The organism is Pseudomonas sp. B21-010 (assembly GCF_024749325.1).
Taxonomy (GTDB): Bacteria; Pseudomonadota; Gammaproteobacteria; order Pseudomonadales; family Pseudomonadaceae; genus Aquipseudomonas; species Aquipseudomonas kilonensis.
In genome coordinates, this window is the sequence record NZ_CP087198.1 from 6,323,246 (window position 1) to 6,339,557 (window position 16,312).

Consider the following 16,312-nt stretch of genomic DNA (forward strand, 5'->3'; position numbering starts at 1 on the left):
TCATGACTGACAATACAGCTCGCGAAGGCGTGCAAAACCTGGGCGCAACCGAAGAAACCAGCGAGTTCGCGTCCCTGCTGCTGCAAGAATTCAAACCCAAGACCGAGCGCGCCCGCGAAGCCGTCGAAACGGCCGTACGCACCCTGGCCGAACAGGCCCTGGCGCAGACCGACCTGGTGTCCAACGACGCCATCAAGTCGATCGAATCGATCATCGCCGCCATCGACGCCAAGCTCACCGCCCAGGTCAACCAGGTCATCCACCACCCCGACTTCCAGCAACTGGAAAGCGCCTGGCGTGGCCTGCACTACCTGGTCAACAACACCGAGTCCGATGAGCAGCTCAAGATCCGTGTGCTCAACATCTCCAAGACCGACCTGCACAAGACCCTGAAGAAATTCAAGGGCACCGCGTGGGACCAGAGCCCGATCTTCAAGAAGATGTACGAAGAAGAATACGGCCAGTTCGGCGGCGAGCCTTACGGCTGCCTGGTAGGCGACTACTACTTCGACCAGTCGCCACCGGATGTCGAGCTGCTGGGCGAACTGTCGAAAGTCTGCGCGGCCATGCACTCCCCGTTCATCGCTGCGGCATCGCCGACCGTGATGGGCATGGGCTCGTGGCAGGAACTGTCGAACCCGCGCGACCTGACCAAGATCTTCACCACCCCGGAATACGCCGGCTGGCGTTCGCTGCGTGAGTCGGAAGACTCGCGCTACATCGGCCTGACCATGCCACGCTTCCTGGCGCGCCTGCCGTACGGCGCCAAGACCGACCCGGTGGAAGCCTTCGCCTTCGAAGAAAACACCGACGGTGCCGACAGCTCCAAGTACACCTGGGCCAACGCCGCTTACGCGATGGCGGTGAACATCAACCGTTCGTTCAAACACTTCGGCTGGTGCTCGCGCATCCGTGGCGTGGAGTCCGGCGGTGAAGTGGAAAACCTGCCAGCCCACACGTTCCCGACCGACGACGGTGGCGTGGACATGAAGTGCCCAACCGAAATCGCCATCTCGGACCGCCGTGAAGCGGAGCTGGCGAAGAACGGTTTCATGCCGCTGCTGCACAAGAAAAACACCGACTTCGCCGCGTTCATCGGCGCCCAGTCGTTGCAGAAACCGGCCGAATACGACGACCCGGACGCCACCGCCAACGCCAACCTGGCCGCGCGCCTGCCGTACCTGTTCGCCACTTGCCGTTTCGCCCATTACCTCAAGTGCATCGTGCGCGACAAGATCGGTTCCTTCAAAGAGAAGGACGAGATGCAGCGCTGGTTGCAGGACTGGATCCTCAACTACGTCGACGGTGACCCGGCGCACTCCACCGAGACCACCAAGGCCCAGCACCCGTTGGCTGCAGCCGAAGTGATCGTCGAAGAAGTCGAAGGCAACCCGGGGTACTACAACTCCAAGTTCTACCTGCGCCCGCACTATCAGCTCGAAGGGCTGACCGTGTCGCTGCGCCTGGTATCGAAACTGCCTTCGGCCAAGGGCGCGTAAAAAGATTTACTGAACGGTGCAAGGCCAATGTGGGAGCGAGCTCGCTCGCGATGGCGGTGGATCAGTTGTCATGCGTATGTCTGACACTCCGCTATCGCGAGCAAGCTCGCTCCCACAGGCGATCTCCGGTGGGTTGGAGATCATCGGATCCGTTCGGCACACGCAATTTCGCAAGGTCAGCGTCAACCAAACAACGTGGTAGAGACCACACAGGGAGAAAACATGGCTGTTGATATTTTCATCAAGATTGGCGACATCAAGGGCGAGTCCATGGACAAGGCCCACAAGGACGAGATCGATGTCCTGAACTGGAGCTGGGGCATGTCCCAGTCCGGCAACATGCACGTGGGCAGCGGCGGTGGTGCGGGCAAGGTCAACGTCCAGGACCTGTCCCTGACCAAGTACGTCGACAAGGCATCGCCGAACCTGATGATGCACTGCGCCAGCGGCAAGCACATCGACAAGGTCAAGCTGACCGTGCGCAAGGCCGGCGGTGAAAGCCAGGTCGAGTACATGATCATCAACCTGGAAGAAGTGCTGGTTACGTCCCTGAGCACCGGCGGCTCGGGCGGCGATGATCGCCTGACCGAAAACGTCACCCTGAACTTCGCCAAGGTGCTGGTGGACTACCAACCACAGAAAGCCGACGGCACCAAGGAAGGCGGTCCGGTCAAGTTCGGCTGGAACATTCGTCAGAACGTCAAGGTGTAATCGAACACGCCCCCGGTGCCACGCGCCGGGGGTGTTTGGTGCTTGCTCGCAACCAATCCTTTCCCTTCCGGTGTCTGAGCCATGGCCAAGCCTTCGTTTATCAATTTGTGGAAAGCCTATTCCGATTTGCTGGTGACCTATCCCGACGCGAAACCTTGCGACGGTCCTTGGGCAAACCAATGCGCGATTCGCATGAGCATCACGCTCAATACCGAGCTGACCGTCAAAGTCAACAAGTCCACCTACACCGAACCCAAGTGCGCCCATGGGCATGCACGAGGGGCCGAGTCATTGGCAAATTGGCTGTGGAAACATCATCTGGGTCGCCCGTTGATCCTCGGTGGAACTGCCGCGGACCGACGCAAGCTGCAAGACAAGACCGGCCTGATTTTCTTCAAGGATTGTTTCCAGCAAGTGGGAGAGGCCTCGGAAGGTCGCACCGGCGATCATATCGACCTCTGGAACCGTGGCCTAACCCTCGGGTATGACGATCCGGGCTATCGATCCCGAGCGATCTGGTTCTGGGAACTCGTATGATCAAGACTCACTGCGCGATATGGGTAGGCTGCCTGTTGACCAGCCTGACCGCCTGTGCCCAACAGCAATCCCCGTCGACAACGGCCTCCGTAGCGGTAGAGCAGGTCGTCTCGATGGGCGGGCAAACGTTGAGGCTGGAAAACGACCAGGCGCGCTGCGTGTTGCGCAAGCCCGACCAGACCCTGATGCCACTCGACTTGGCTTGGCCCTGCCAGTTCACGGTCGATCGACAAGGCAAACCCCACGTCGAGACCTTCGGTAGGGTGCCTATTGTCATCGTTGTCCACGTATCTGCTGGCCCCCATAACAATCAGGAATGTCGCTCCGAGTACCGCGCCGTGCGCCAGATCAATGGGCAGCTCGAACCCTCGGTTATCGCGCGCAACGCCAGTTGCATGCGCGGCACAGGTGACCAGAAGAATTACACAGGCCTTTTCACTTGGTAACCGAAATCGCCACCCGTGATCGCCTCCAACCCTCCCTATTGGACCGGTTGACCGACGACGATCCGACCAACCCGAAGGAAAGCGCCGATAAGCGCGTGCTCTCCTTGACCCAATTAAAAGCCTCGGTGCTGCGTGACCTGGCGTGGCTGCTCAACACCACGTCATTGCTCAGCGCCGATGCCACGCTGCATACCCCGGCGGGCACCTCGGTGGTGAATTTCGGCCTGCCGGCACTGGCCGGCAACAGCGCGTCGAACGTCGATGTCTCGGCCCTGGAAACCTTGATCCACCAGGCCATTGCCACCTTCGAACCGCGCATCCTGCGGCACAGCTTGCGAGTGCGGGCCCGGGCGACGGCCGAGATGAACCACAACGCGTTGAGTTTCGAGATCGAAGGCGATCTCTGGGCCCAGCCGGTGCCGCTGCGCCTGATGCTGCAAACCGACCTGGACCTGGAAACCGGCCATGTGCGCGTGGTCAACGCCGACCAGCGGAGACGCCCATGAACCCACGCCTGCTGGAGCTGTACAACCAGGAACTGCACCACGTGCGCGAAAGCGCGGCGGAGTTCGCCAAGGAATACCCGAAGATCGCCAGTCGGCTGACGTTGTCCGGCATGGACTGCGCCGACCCGTATGTCGAGCGCCTGCTGGAGGGCTTCGCCTACCTGACGGCGCGGGTGCAGCTCAAGCTCGACGCCGAGTACCCGACCTTCACCCACAACCTGCTGGAAATCGCCTACCCGCATTACCTGGCGCCAACGCCGTCGATGACCGTGGTGCAATTGCAGGCCGACCCGGACGAAGGCTCGCTGAGCAGTGGTTTCCCGCTGCCGCGCGATACCGTCCTGCGTGCCGCCCTGGGGCGTGAAACCCAGACCTGCTGCGAGTACCGCACCGCCCACGCGGTGACGTTGTGGCCGTTGCAGGTCAGCCAGGCCGAATACTTCGGCAACCCGTCCGCCGTGCTCGGACGCCTGGCCGCCAGCGAGCCGAAAGCCAAGGCCGGCCTGCGCCTGACCCTGCGCACCGGTGCCGAACTGCCGTTCAACAGCCTGGCCCTGGACAACCTGCCGCTGTACTTGAGCGGTGCCGACGAACAGCCTTTCCGCCTCTACGAACAATTGCTGGGCAACGCCTGCGCAGTGTTCGCCCGCAAGCCCGGCGGCAACTGGGTGGAGCGGCTGCCGCAGGATGCGTTGCGCTCGCGCGGCTTCGACGATGCCGACGCCGCGCTGCCGGTGGTGCCGCGTGCCTTCCAGGGCTATCGCCTGTTGCAGGAATACTTCGCCCTGCCCCACCGCTTCCTGTTCGTCGACTTCACCCAGCTGAGCCGCGCGGTCAAGCGTTGCGACGGCCAGGAACTGGAGCTGATCGTGCTGTTCGACCGTCACGATCCGAGCCTGGAAGGCAGCGTCGGCGCTTCGCAGTTCCTGCCGTTCTGCACCCCGGCCATCAACCTGTTCCCCAAGCGCCTGGATCGCATTCACTTATCGGATCGGGTCAACGAACACCACGTGATCGCCGACCGTACCCGGCCGATGGATTTCGAAGTGCATTCGCTGAACGGCCTCACCGGCCACGGCACCGGGCCGGAGCAGCCGTTCCTGCCGTTCTACGCCGTGCGCGATCCGTCTCGTTATGGCCGCGACCAGGCCTATTACACGGTGCGGCGCGAACCGCGCGTGTTGTCCAGCGACCAGCGGCGCAACGGCCCGCGCTCGACCTACATCGGCAGCGAAACCTTCGTCAGCCTGGTGGACAGCCAGCAAGCGCCCTATCGCCACGACCTGCGCCAACTGGGCGTGACCGCGCTGTGCACCAACCGCGACCTGCCGCTGTTCATGGGCGTGGGCAATGGCAAGACCGACTTCACCCTCGCCGACAGTGCGCCGGTTGGCTCGGTGCGCTGCGTGGCAGGTCCGAGTCGCCCACGGGCCAGCCATGCCCACGACGCCAAGGCCTGGCGGCTGATCAGCCAGTTGTCGCTGAACTACTTGTCGTTGAGCGAACAAGGCCAAGGCGCGGCCGCCCTGCGCGAACTGCTGCGCCTGTACGGCGATAGCAATGATGCGGCGCTGCAATTGCAGATCGAAGGCCTGCGCGAAGTCAGCAGCAAAGCCTGCACCCGGCGCTTGCCGATGCCCGGCCCGATCGTGTTTGGTCGCGGCCTGGAAATCACCCTGGAATTCGATGAAAACGCGTTTCGCGGCACCGGGGTGTTCCTGCTCGGCGCGGTGTTCGAGCGCTTCCTGGCACGCTACGTGTCGATCAACAGTTTTACCGAGACGGTGATCCGTACCACCGAACGCGGCGAGATCATGCGATGGAAAGCCAAGCCCGGACGTCGTCCGACCCTGTGAGTACCCTGGAGGCGATGCACCAGGAACCCTGGGAATACGATTTCTTCCAGGCGTTGCGGCGTATCGAATGCGAATCCCCCGAGCTGCCGCGCCTGGGCCATTCCCTGCGCCTGGCCGATGACCCGCTGCGCCTCGGGCAACGGGCCGAATGCACCTTCGCTCCGGCCACCCTTGCCTCGGTGCAACCGGGCAGCGACGGTGCGCCGGCACGCCTGGAGCAATTTTTCTTCGGCCTCGGCGGCCCCAACGGCCCGATGCCGCTGCACATCACCGAATACGTGCGCGAACGCCAGCGCAACAACGCCGACAGCACCAGCAAGCGCTTCCTCGATGTGTTTCACCATCGCCTGCTCAGCCTGTTTTATCGGGCCTGGGCCGAAGCGCGGCCGACGGTCAGCCACGACCGCCCGGACGATGACTATTGGTCGGCGCGCCTGGCCGCCCTCAGCGGCCGGGGCATGCCGAGCCTGCTCAACCAGGGGTTGATCCCCGACACGGCGAAGCTGCACTACAGCGGCCACCTGGCGGCGCAAACCCGCTACCCGGATGGTTTGAAGGCAATTCTCGGCGAGTACTTCGGCCTGCCGGTGGAGATCGAAGAATACGTCGGCCAATGGCTGGAACTGCCTGAACGCAGCCGAATCGGTGTCAACGCCCAACTGGGCGTGGACTTCTGCCTGGGCCGCTTCGTGTGGGATCGCCAGCACAAATTCCGCATTCGCCTGGGGCCACTCAAGCTCGTTGACTACATGGGCATGCTGCCTGGCAGCCAACCGTTCAACGAGCTGGTGGCCTGGGTCGCCGAATACCTGGGCCATGAATTGGACTGGGACCTGAACCTGGTCCTGGAACAGCCCGAAGTCCCGGCACTGCAACTCAATGGGCGTTTCCGCCTGGGTTTCAACACCTGGCTGGGCCGCCCCGAAACAGATGCCAACGATTTAATACTGGCCCGGCATTACGCCGAACAGGCCAACACCTCACAGACCTCAAGGAGCCATGAGCATGGGTGAAATCAGTCGCGCCGCGTTGTTCGGCAAACTCAACAGCGTGGCCTACAAAGCCATCGAAGCCGCCACCGTGTTCTGCAAGTTGCGCGGTAACCCTTATGTGGAGCTGGCCCACTGGTTTCACCAGTTGCTGCAACTGCAGGATTCGGACCTGCACCGCATCATCCGCCAGTTCAACATCGAGCCAGCGCGCCTGGCCCGTGACCTCACCGAGGCATTGGACCGCCTGCCACGGGGTTCGACGTCGATCACCGACCTGTCGTCCCACGTGGAAGAAGCCGTGGAACGCGGCTGGGTCTACGGCAGCCTGATGTTCGGCGAAAGCCAGGTGCGCACCGGTTACCTGGTGCTGGGCATTCTCAAGACCCCGAGCCTGCGCCACGCGCTGCTGGGCCTGTCGTCGGAGTTCGACAAGGTCAAGGTCGAAGCCCTGAGCGAACGGTTTGACGAATACGTCGGCGACTCGCCGGAAAACGCCCTGACCGCCAGCGACGGCTTCAATGCCGGCGCCGTGCCGGGCGAAGCCAGCGGCGCCATGGCCCCAGCCGCCATGGGCAAGCAGGAAGCCCTCAAGCGCTTTACCGTCGACCTCACCGAGCAGGCCCGCAGCGGCAAGCTCGACCCGATCGTCGGCCGTGACGAAGAGATCCGCCAACTGGTGGACATCCTCATGCGCCGCCGGCAGAACAACCCAATCCTTACCGGTGAAGCCGGCGTGGGCAAGACCGCCGTGGTCGAAGGCTTCGCCCTGCGCATCGTCGCCGGCGACGTACCGCCGGCCCTCAAGGACGTGGAACTGCGCAGCCTCGACGTAGGCCTGTTGCAGGCCGGCGCGAGCATGAAAGGCGAGTTCGAACAGCGCCTGCGCCAGGTCATCGAAGACGTCCAGGCCTCGCCCAAGCCGATCATCCTGTTCATCGATGAAGCCCACACCCTGGTGGGTGCCGGTGGCGCCGCCGGCACGGGCGACGCGGCCAACCTGCTCAAGCCGGCGCTGGCCCGCGGCACCTTGCGCACCGTGGCCGCCACGACCTGGGCCGAGTACAAGAAGCACATCGAAAAAGACCCGGCCCTGACCCGCCGTTTCCAAGTGGTGCAAGTGGCCGAGCCGTCGGAAGACAAGGCCCTGCTGATGATGCGCGGCGTGGCCTCGACCATGGAAAAGCACCACCAGGTGCAGATCCTCGACGAAGCCCTGGAAGCCTCGGTCAAGCTGTCCCACCGCTACATTCCCGCACGCCAGCTGCCGGACAAATCCGTGAGTCTGCTGGACACCGCTTGCGCCCGCGTCGCCATCAGCCTGCACGCCGTACCGGCCGAAGTGGACGACAGCCGTCGGCGCATCGAAGCGCTGGAAACCGAGCTGCAAATCATCGCCCGTGAACACGCGATTGGCGTGGTCATCGGCACTCGCCAGACCCACAGCGAAAGCCTGCTGAGCGCCGAGCGTGAACGCCTGGCCGAACTGGAAGGCCGCTGGGCCGAAGAGAAAACCCTGGTGGACGAACTGCTCGCCACCCGCGCCACCCTGCGCGAACGCGTTGGCGTGGTGGACAGCGAAGACAACAGCGAAGCTTCTGACAACGAAAGCCACCAACTGCGCGAAAAACTGGTGGACCTGCAACAGCGCCTGACCGCCCTGCAAGGCGAAACCCCGCTGATCCTGCCGACCGTGGATTACCAGGCCGTGGCCTCGGTGGTCGCCGACTGGACCGGTATCCCGGTGGGCCGCATGGCCCGCAACGAACTGGAAACCGTGCTCAACCTCGACCAGCACCTGAAGAAACGCATCATCGGCCAGGACCATGCCCTGCAGATGATCGCCAAGCGCATCCAGACCTCCCGCGCCGGCCTCGACAACCCGAGCAAGCCGATTGGTGTGTTCATGCTTGCCGGCACCTCCGGCGTGGGCAAGACCGAAACCGCCCTGGCCCTGGCCGAAGCCATGTACGGCGGCGAGCAGAACGTCATCACCATCAACATGAGCGAGTTCCAGGAAGCCCACACCGTGTCGACCCTCAAGGGCGCGCCACCGGGCTACATCGGTTATGGCGAAGGCGGCGTGCTGACCGAAGCCGTGCGGCGCAAACCGTACAGCGTGGTGTTGCTGGACGAGGTGGAAAAAGCCCACCCGGACGTGCATGAGATCTTCTTCCAGGTGTTCGACAAAGGCGTGATGGAGGACGGCGAAGGCCGGGTGATCGACTTCAAGAACACCTTGATCCTGCTGACCACCAACGCCGGCACCGAGTTGATTGCCCAGGTCTGCAAAGACCCGCAGAACGTGCCCGAGCCGGAAGAAATCGCCAAGGCCCTGCGCCAACCGCTGCTGGAGATTTTCCCGCCGGCCTTGCTGGGTCGCCTGGTGACGATCCCGTACTACCCGCTCAGTGACGAGATGCTCAAGGCCATCACCCGCCTGCAACTCAACCGCATCAAGAAGCGCGTGGAGAGCACCCACAAGGTCGCCTTCGACTACGACGACGCGGTGATCGATTTGATCGTTTCGCGTTGCACCGAAACCGAAAGCGGCGGGCGCATGATCGACACCATCCTGACCAACAGCCTGCTGCCGGACATGAGCCGCGAGTTCCTGACCCGCATGCTCGAAGGCAAGGCTTTGGCCGGAGTGCGAATCAGCGCCGTGGACAACGAATTGCAGTACGATTTCAGCGACGCGGCCTGACCTGAAGGAACACCGCACAACCCTGTGGGAGCGAGCTTGCTCGCGAATGCAATCTGTCAGTGCCATTGATGTTGCCTGACACACCGCCTTCGCGAGCAAGCTCGCTCCCACAGTGGTATTCGGTTCCGCCAGTTACTACAACCTGCACGAGACCCTCGATGTTATTCAACCAAGCCACCCGCCTGGCCAAGATCACCAGCCCCCTGGGACCTGAGGTGCTGTTGCTCAAGGACATGGGCGGCGGTGAAGAATTGGGGCGGCTGTTCAACTACGAGTTGCAGTTGCACTCGCTGGACAACGCCATCGACCTCAACAAGCTGCTCGGCAAGCCCATGTGCGTGAGCCTGCAGCTCGATGGCGGGGGCGAGCGCTATTTCCATGGCATCGTCGCCCGTTGCAGCCAGAACGTCGACCAGGGCCAATTCGCCAGCTACCAGGCCACGCTTCGGCCGTGGTTGTGGCTGCTGACCCGCACCTCCGATTGCCGAATTTTCCAGAACCTGACCATTCCGCAGATCATCAAGCAGGTGTTCCGCGACCTGGGCTTTTCCGATTTCGAAGACGCCCTGAGCCGGCCTTATCGCGAGTGGGAATACTGCGTGCAGTATCGCGAGACCAGCTTCGATTTCGTCAGCCGCTTGATGGAACAGGAAGGGATCTACTACTTCTTCCGCCATGAGCAGGGCCGGCATGTGCTGGTGCTGGCCGATGCCTACGGCGCCCACACCCAAGCGCCCGGCTACGGCTCGGTGCCGTACTACCCCAAAAATGAGCAGCAGCGCGAGCGCGATCATATTCATGATTGGCACTTGGCCCAGGAAGTCCAGCCCGGCTCCCTGGAACTCAACGACTACGATTTCCAGCGCCCGAGTGCGCACATTGATGTGCGTGCGGCCATGCCGCGTCCGCATACCGCTGGCGACTATCCGCTGTACGACTACCCCGGCACTTATGTGCAAAGCGCCGACGGCGAACACTACGCCCGCACCCGCATCGAAGCCTTGCAGACCCTGCATGAACAGGTCGAGCTGGCGGGCAACGCCCGGGGCCTGGGGTCGGGGCATCTGTTCAGCCTCACCGGCTTCAGCCGCCAGGACCAGAACCGCGAATACCTGATCGTCGGCGCCCGCTACTACATTTCCCAGGAAAGCGGCGAAACCGGCGGCGGCGCGCCGACCGCGCAGTTCGAAAGCAGCCTCACCTGCCTTGACGCCCAGCAGAGTTATCGTCCGCTGGCGACTACCCACCGCCCCATCGTCAAGGGCCCGCAAACCGCGTTGGTGGTCGGCCCCAAAGGTGAGGAAATCTGGACCGATCAATTCGGCCGGGTGAAGGTGCATTTCTACTGGGACCGTCACGACCAATCCAACGAAAACAGCTCGTGCTGGATTCGTGTGTCGCAGGCTTGGGCCGGCAAGAACTGGGGCTCGGTGCAGATCCCGCGCATCGGCCAGGAAGTCATCGTCAGCTTCCTTGAAGGCGACCCGGACCGGCCAATCGTCACCGGTCGCGTGTACAACGCCGAACAGACCGTGCCCTATGCGTTGCCCGCCAATGCCACTCAGAGTGGCACCAAAAGCCGTTCGAGCAAGGGCGGCACGCCAGCGAATTTCAACGAAATCCGCATGGAAGACAAAAAAGGCGCCGAACAGCTGTACATCCACGCCGAGCGCAACCAGGACATCGTGGTTGAAGTGGACGAGAGCCATTCGGTGGGCCACGACCGCAACAAAAGCATCGGCCACAACGAAACCGCACGAATTGGCCAAGACCGACTGCGGGCGGTGCAGCGCAACGATGCCCTGGTCGTCGGCGGAACCAAGAGCGACAGCGTCGCGACCCAGTACCTCATGGAGGCGGGTTCGCAGATTCGACTGGTGTGCGGCAAAAGCGTGCTGGAGTTCAATGCCAGTGGCGAGATCAATATCTCGGGCACCGCGTTCAATATCTACGCCAGTGGCAATGGCAACATCGACACCGGCGGCCGTCTGGACCTCAACTCCGGCGGCGCCAGCGAAGTGGATGCCAAAGGCAAGGGCATCAAGGGTGTGATTGATGCGGCGGTAAAAGCGTTGTTCCCGACAAGGGGCAAACACTGAGGTTCACGGCAGGGCCATTGTAGGAGCTGCCGAAGGCTGCGATCTTTTGATCTTTCCCTTGAGACTCAAATATCTGGGGAAAGATCGCAGCCTCGTTGTACTCGACAGCTCCTACAACGCAGCCCGGCGGAAGCAATATCACGCGTTCGTAAGCATGTATTGGCCAGGCTGCGTCCACGCGACTCGCAAGTACTTGCCGCTCAGCAGTTGCTCGTCGCGAAGATATTCGAACACTTCGCAGGGACACCATTCCTTGCCCGCCGAAAAGGCCACGCCCAATGAACGCAGTTCATCGAATACCTTAGCCTTCTGCTTGTTATCCGCGACCTGCAAAACGTAGACATCTTTCTCTGCCGCATTCGAAAACCCGATAGCGCGCAGGGAAGAATCCAGCGCGTTATCCATGATTCGAACACCAATCGAGTCACCGTCGGCTCTTTCCACGTAGGCCTTCAACACACCATCAATCACTCAGAGATTGGCCGGCACGAAGTCAGGGCCGCCCAGCTTATCCCGGACGGTCAGGGCGGTGCGCATCAGCGGCCCCCACAGACCGTTCTGGCTGTTCCAGGTACCGCCCGCCCACCGCGTGTCCTGAACGAGCTCAGCCTTGTTGAGCTCAAGCTGGCGCTGGAGGGCCAGCGCCACAGCCCCCATATCAACCTCGAACAGGTCGGCATAAAGCCCCTCGGGTTGTGCCTGCTTTTTGCTCAGGCAAAACCGGTAGTACCAGACCCACACCGCGGCGACATAAATCGCCCGATTACGATCAGGGTAGGTCGCGAGAATCTTGAGCAAAGCCGCCACGAAGCGCCCAGGAAACTGAGGGTCGCGGGTCTGTTGCCAGTAACGCAGCACCAGTAAATCGAAAGCCGCGACAATGTTCTGCGGTTCTTCATTGTCATTCTTGGCTTCTTGAAAGTAGAACGGCTCGCCCACGAGGAATTTATCCAGCTCGTCATTGGCCAGGGCCAGCAGCAATACGTTATCCAGGTTGGCACTCATTGAATTCTCACTACATCCGGGTTCGCGAGCAGGAAATTGATGTCGTTATTGTGTGGGATGGCCACCTTATCCAATACCGCTTCACGCATACCGCCGGGATGGGTCAGGCCGCCAGGGCGCCATAACGGGTTCGCTCCGCGCTCGTTACCGGAGGGCATGACAACCTTGGGATTGTCCAGGTTCATCATGTAAATCTCCTTGCCGGTGAAGCTGCCCGGCTCATAACCCAAAGCGGTCTCCAGAATGGAAAGATCACCGGTTTTCTTAAACTCGGCGACCACACCGTGCAGGTCTGACTTGGCCATGACGTACTTAGTGTCGCTAAAGGTTCCATACATGGGGTTGGCAATGTCATCGGGGGTAAACAGAAATGCACCTCCTTCATCCTGAAAGACTTTGAGGTGCTTGTCGATATAGGAGGCCTCAAGGTAATCGGCAGGATTGGGCCGGCTTAACTTGGGTATCGCAGCGATATCCTCTGACGTGTAGCCCGGTTTGAAGCTCACCGAGCGCGGCTTGGGCGCCGTACCGATTTTTGCCATTTTCGGGCCCAAGCCCAAAAGCGCCATTCCCGCAACGCCCTGCAGCAGGTCCCGGTAACCCGGCCCCAAGCGATCCCCCAAGTCCCCCAGCAGCGCCATGCCAGCCATCATCGTGCCGCCGATCACCACAAAACCAACTAGAGCGGCAACGCCAGCCATGGCCGCGAGAATCGCCGCGCCCCCCATGGCCAGTAATCCCAATGCTTCCAACCCGGTGTGCATCCAGCCTTCGATGTCCAGGACAAACGCCACCGACACCGTCGGCCCACCGATGAACGTATTCGGGCTGCCGCTCTTGATGTGGGCACCGCAAACCATTTTGCTGTGCAAGCGCGCCGCCGGTTTGCCGTTGATGAAGACCGTGGCGCTGCCTTCGGCGATCAGCACCGGGAAAGGCCAGATCGGATGGTTCATCGGCAGCCCGGTGCAGGAAGATGACGTGTCTTCGCCCGCCCGCATGGCATTGCGGTCGTTGATGTAGACGTTGAAGCTGCCCATTATCAACGCCCCCGTGGTGGGCTCGGGCAAGTTGAAGATGGTGGAGAGGCCCTTGACGATCTGGAACATCGACAAGCCGCCGGCCGCAATCGAGCCGGCCATGATCGCCAGGGCCACGCCGCCCGTGGCGACAGTCGCGGCAACGACCGCGGCGCCGATCAAGGCACCGGCCACGGCTCCGGCGACCATCGCGGCAAACCCGAAGCCATGGGCTATTTCATCCCCCAGACGTGCTGCTGCCTGTGCATCCATTGCGAAAATCCAACTTACTGGTGGTGTGACTGCACAGGGGAGTTATCGATGACCAGAGATCGCGGGGTACGGCCAGAGCGAACGCAGCGCCGGTCTTGCCGCGTTGTCCTTCAACGAACAGACGGCGGCGACATGATTCATTGCTCTTGCAGGTAACGCAATGCCCGATGATATTTCGCGGCGCGTTCCAGGTCCTTGTCTCGCACGACGGGCAGCCGGGTGAGATCAAGATTGTCGTGGATGTCCGCTATTTTCACTTTGGTCGCCAGTGGATTGGGACGAATCCGGGCGATGAATTGCTCATAGGACTCGCCCTGGCGCTTGGTCAGGCAGTCGATCGCCGTCACCGCAACCTCGGGAATGCCAAGCCCACGCAGCTCATCCAGCGTGACATCGCCGTCTTCGACCACATCATGCAACAGGCTGACCAGTTGCTCTTCAAGCCCGTCGAACTTCATCATCAGGCGCAACGGGTGGAGGATGTAGGGCTTGCCGGCCTTATCCACCTGGCCCGCGTGGACCCTTGAAGCCAGGGCGATTGCAGCGTCCAGAATGCTCATTGGCGATCAGATGGCCGTGCCGCGGTTCGTTCCCGGCTGGACAATCAATAGCTCGTCCAGTTCACGCTTCCTGCAACGCGCCACAAACGGCAGCGCCGCATCCGGGTCACGCTTGAACAGCTCGAAGGTCGCCTGATTGATTTCATAATATTCCTCGTAGTCGGCCATGCCGTTGCTGACCGGTATGGAGACATAGAATCGACCCGAATCCTGTTCGATACCCACGGAGAACATGTGTTCGCGACTGACCAGAACATCTTGAAATTTCATGACTTGCCTACCTCTACCGTCATAATGGCGTCCAACTGAAGTCTTTGGGCAAAATGCCCCCGGCATCGATAACCGCCTCGCTGGCACCGGTCGGCAGCTTGCCGCCAGGAATCCAGAATTCGTTCGCGCCGGCCTCGTTACCTGAAGGAATCCGCAGGTTCATGTCTTTCGGCGCGGGGATATCGACCCGCACCAGGGTACTACTTTCCAGAGTATTTTCTGGCAGCCCCAGCGCCTTCTCCAACGCCCGCTTGTCACCCTTGGCACTGGCGAGCAATTGATCGGCTTCCTGCTTGGGCATAAGGAACGTCGTGCCATCGGTCTGCGCGATGCCGTACTTACCCAGCTTCTCCTTCGTGGTGAAGCGTGAGGCGCCATTTTCGAACTGGGCCAAGTGCTCCTTCACATACTGGGGTGACAAATACGTGTCGGCATCGGGGCGCGAGCCTTTCGGCATGGCCAGGATATCCGCCTCGGTCACGCCAGGCTTGTACTTGGGCGGCGGCAACTCGGCAGGTTTGGCCGCCTTCGCCATTTTCGGGCTCAGCCCCAGCATTGCCATGCCGGCGACACCTTGCAGCAAGTCCCGATAGCCTGGCCCCAGGCGATCACCTAAATCGCCTAGCAGCTCCATGCCCCCCAGGATCAATCCGCCCACCACCACGAATTCGACGAGCACGGCGATACCCGCCATGGCGGCCATGACCAATGCCGCACCTGCCGCCAACAACCCCAACACTTCCAACCCGGTATGCATCCAGCCTTCGAGGTCGAGCACAAACGCCACCGACACCGTCGGCCCACCGATGAACGTATTCGGGCTGCCGCTCTTGATGTGGGCACCGCAGACCATTTTGCTGTGCAAGCGCGCCGCCGGTTTGCCGTTGATGAAGACCGTGGCACTGCCTTCGGCGATCAGCACTGGGAAAGGCCAGATTGGGTGGTTGATCGGCAGTCCGGTGCAGGAAGATGACGTGTCTTCGCCCGCCCGCATGGCATTGCGGTCGTTGATGTAGACGTTGAAGCTGCCCATTATCAACGCCCCCGTGGTGGGCTCGGGCAGGTTGAAGATGGTGGAGAGGCCCTTGACGATCTGGAACATCGACAAGCCGCCAGCCGCAATCGAGCCGGCCATGATCGCCAGGGCCACGCCGCCCGTGGCGACAGTCGCGGCAACGACCGCGGCGCCGATCAAGGCGCCGGCCACGGCTCCGGCGACCATCGCGGCCAATCCGAACCCGTGGGCTATTTCGTCACCCAGACGTGCCGCGGCCTGTGCATCCATTACGCGCATCTACCTTACTGATTCGTATGACTGCTCAGTGGGACGTGTCGATGCTCAGATGATCGGAGGCTGTGGCTTGAACGAATGCATCGCCACCTTCCAGGCCGGCTCATGGTAGGCGAAGTCATTGGGTGTCGTGGTCAAGGTGGTGATCAGCACCGAGGGCTTACGCTCGATGAACACCTGGCGCAGCATCAAGTCGCGCCCTTCGCGTTGCCAGGTGTAATCCAGCAATGTGGCGGTATGCCCTTGCAGCACCGTGTCCCAGCGCTGCACCAGCTTGAAGCCCGGCAGTTGCTGCTCCGCGCTTTTGAGTTGGCGGTCCACGTACTCGGCAAAAGGAGCGTCGCCCTGGCTGGCATCGCGGCTGATGACGAAACTGGCTTCTTTAGCAGGACCGACTGCCGGCAGCTTGAAAATATTGATGCTCTGGTCCTGCCAGGTATCGGGGATTTCGAGATCGGCTTCTTGAATGCGGTAAGAGGTCACAGTAATCGCTTTCCATGGACGTGAGGTGACGCGCGAAGGAGCAGATATTCAAGTAATGCCT

At 61.6% G+C, this 16,312-nt stretch carries 16 protein-coding genes; 9 read left to right on the top strand and 7 right to left on the bottom strand.

Annotated elements, in window-relative coordinates:
- Positions 1–2 precede the first annotated feature (2 nt).
- The 9 genes from tssC to LOY50_RS28390 all read left to right on the top strand — a co-directional run bounded on the left by tssC (position 3) and on the right by LOY50_RS28390 (position 11,350).
- The gene (gene tssC / locus LOY50_RS28350) at positions 3–1,499 is read left to right on the top strand and encodes a type VI secretion system contractile sheath large subunit (protein ID WP_003206925.1); all 1,497 of its coding nucleotides are present in this window, start codon (positions 3–5) and stop codon (positions 1,497–1,499) included.
- Positions 1,500–1,721: 222 nt separating this feature from the next.
- Positions 1,722–2,210, top strand: a complete 489-nt coding sequence (locus LOY50_RS28355) for a type VI secretion system tube protein Hcp (RefSeq protein WP_003206927.1) — start codon at positions 1,722–1,724, stop codon at positions 2,208–2,210.
- A gap of 81 nt (positions 2,211–2,291) precedes the next feature.
- Positions 2,292–2,747 carry a type VI secretion system amidase effector protein Tae4 gene (locus tag LOY50_RS28360; RefSeq protein ID WP_253470431.1) on the top strand — a complete coding sequence of 152 codons (456 nt, stop codon included), beginning with the start codon at positions 2,292–2,294 and terminating at the stop codon, positions 2,745–2,747.
- On the top strand, positions 2,744–3,193 hold the full coding sequence (locus LOY50_RS28365; protein ID WP_018611750.1) for a hypothetical protein: 450 nt from the start codon (positions 2,744–2,746) through the stop codon (positions 3,191–3,193). Before LOY50_RS28360 ends, LOY50_RS28365 begins: the two co-directional genes overlap by 4 nt.
- Entirely contained in the window at positions 3,187–3,699 is a 513-nt protein-coding gene (gene tssE / locus LOY50_RS28370; RefSeq protein ID WP_024619036.1) for a type VI secretion system baseplate subunit TssE, read from the top strand. The genes LOY50_RS28365 and tssE overlap by 7 nt, the downstream gene beginning before the upstream one ends.
- Positions 3,696–5,555: a type VI secretion system baseplate subunit TssF gene (tssF, locus tag LOY50_RS28375; RefSeq protein WP_258689958.1), complete on the top strand. Its 1,860-nt coding sequence runs from the start codon at positions 3,696–3,698 to the stop codon at positions 5,553–5,555. Before tssE ends, tssF begins: the two co-directional genes overlap by 4 nt.
- The gene (tssG, locus tag LOY50_RS28380) at positions 5,519–6,568 is read left to right on the top strand and encodes a type VI secretion system baseplate subunit TssG (RefSeq protein ID WP_041476205.1); all 1,050 of its coding nucleotides are present in this window, start codon (positions 5,519–5,521) and stop codon (positions 6,566–6,568) included. Before tssF ends, tssG begins: the two co-directional genes overlap by 37 nt.
- Positions 6,561–9,251, top strand: coding sequence for a type VI secretion system ATPase TssH (gene tssH / locus LOY50_RS28385; RefSeq protein ID WP_018611742.1), 2,691 nt, complete (start codon positions 6,561–6,563; stop codon positions 9,249–9,251). Before tssG ends, tssH begins: the two co-directional genes overlap by 8 nt.
- 158 nt (positions 9,252–9,409) lie before the next feature.
- Entirely contained in the window at positions 9,410–11,350 is a 1,941-nt protein-coding gene (locus LOY50_RS28390) for a type VI secretion system tip protein VgrG (protein WP_258689987.1), read from the top strand.
- A gap of 138 nt (positions 11,351–11,488) precedes the next feature.
- Here LOY50_RS28390 and LOY50_RS28395 read toward each other — a convergent pair whose 3' ends face one another.
- From LOY50_RS28395 to LOY50_RS28425, 7 genes are all read right to left on the bottom strand, one after another.
- Positions 11,489–11,755, bottom strand: a complete 267-nt coding sequence (locus LOY50_RS28395; RefSeq protein WP_258689989.1) for a hypothetical protein — start codon at positions 11,753–11,755, stop codon at positions 11,489–11,491.
- A 66-nt stretch (positions 11,756–11,821) separates the two neighbouring features.
- Positions 11,822–12,355 (bottom strand): hypothetical protein, encoded by a 534-nt coding sequence (locus tag LOY50_RS28400; protein ID WP_258689991.1) that lies wholly within the window; start codon positions 12,353–12,355, stop codon positions 11,822–11,824.
- Positions 12,352–13,647, bottom strand: a complete 1,296-nt coding sequence (locus tag LOY50_RS28405) for a PAAR domain-containing protein (protein WP_258689993.1) — start codon at positions 13,645–13,647, stop codon at positions 12,352–12,354. Before LOY50_RS28405 ends, LOY50_RS28400 begins: the two co-directional genes overlap by 4 nt.
- A 137-nt stretch (positions 13,648–13,784) precedes the next feature.
- Positions 13,785–14,207, bottom strand: coding sequence for a GTP pyrophosphokinase (locus LOY50_RS28410; protein ID WP_210642057.1), 423 nt, complete (start codon positions 14,205–14,207; stop codon positions 13,785–13,787).
- Positions 14,208–14,213: 6 nt separating this feature from the next.
- Positions 14,214–14,477: a hypothetical protein gene (locus LOY50_RS28415; protein WP_214513028.1), complete on the bottom strand. Its 264-nt coding sequence runs from the start codon at positions 14,475–14,477 to the stop codon at positions 14,214–14,216.
- 19 nt (positions 14,478–14,496) lie between these two features.
- On the bottom strand, positions 14,497–15,762 hold the full coding sequence (locus LOY50_RS28420; protein WP_258689996.1) for a PAAR domain-containing protein: 1,266 nt from the start codon (positions 15,760–15,762) through the stop codon (positions 14,497–14,499).
- 54 nt (positions 15,763–15,816) lie between these two features.
- Positions 15,817–16,251 (bottom strand): DUF1795 domain-containing protein, encoded by a 435-nt coding sequence (locus LOY50_RS28425; protein WP_214513027.1) that lies wholly within the window; start codon positions 16,249–16,251, stop codon positions 15,817–15,819.
- Positions 16,252–16,312: the final 61 nt, after the last annotated feature.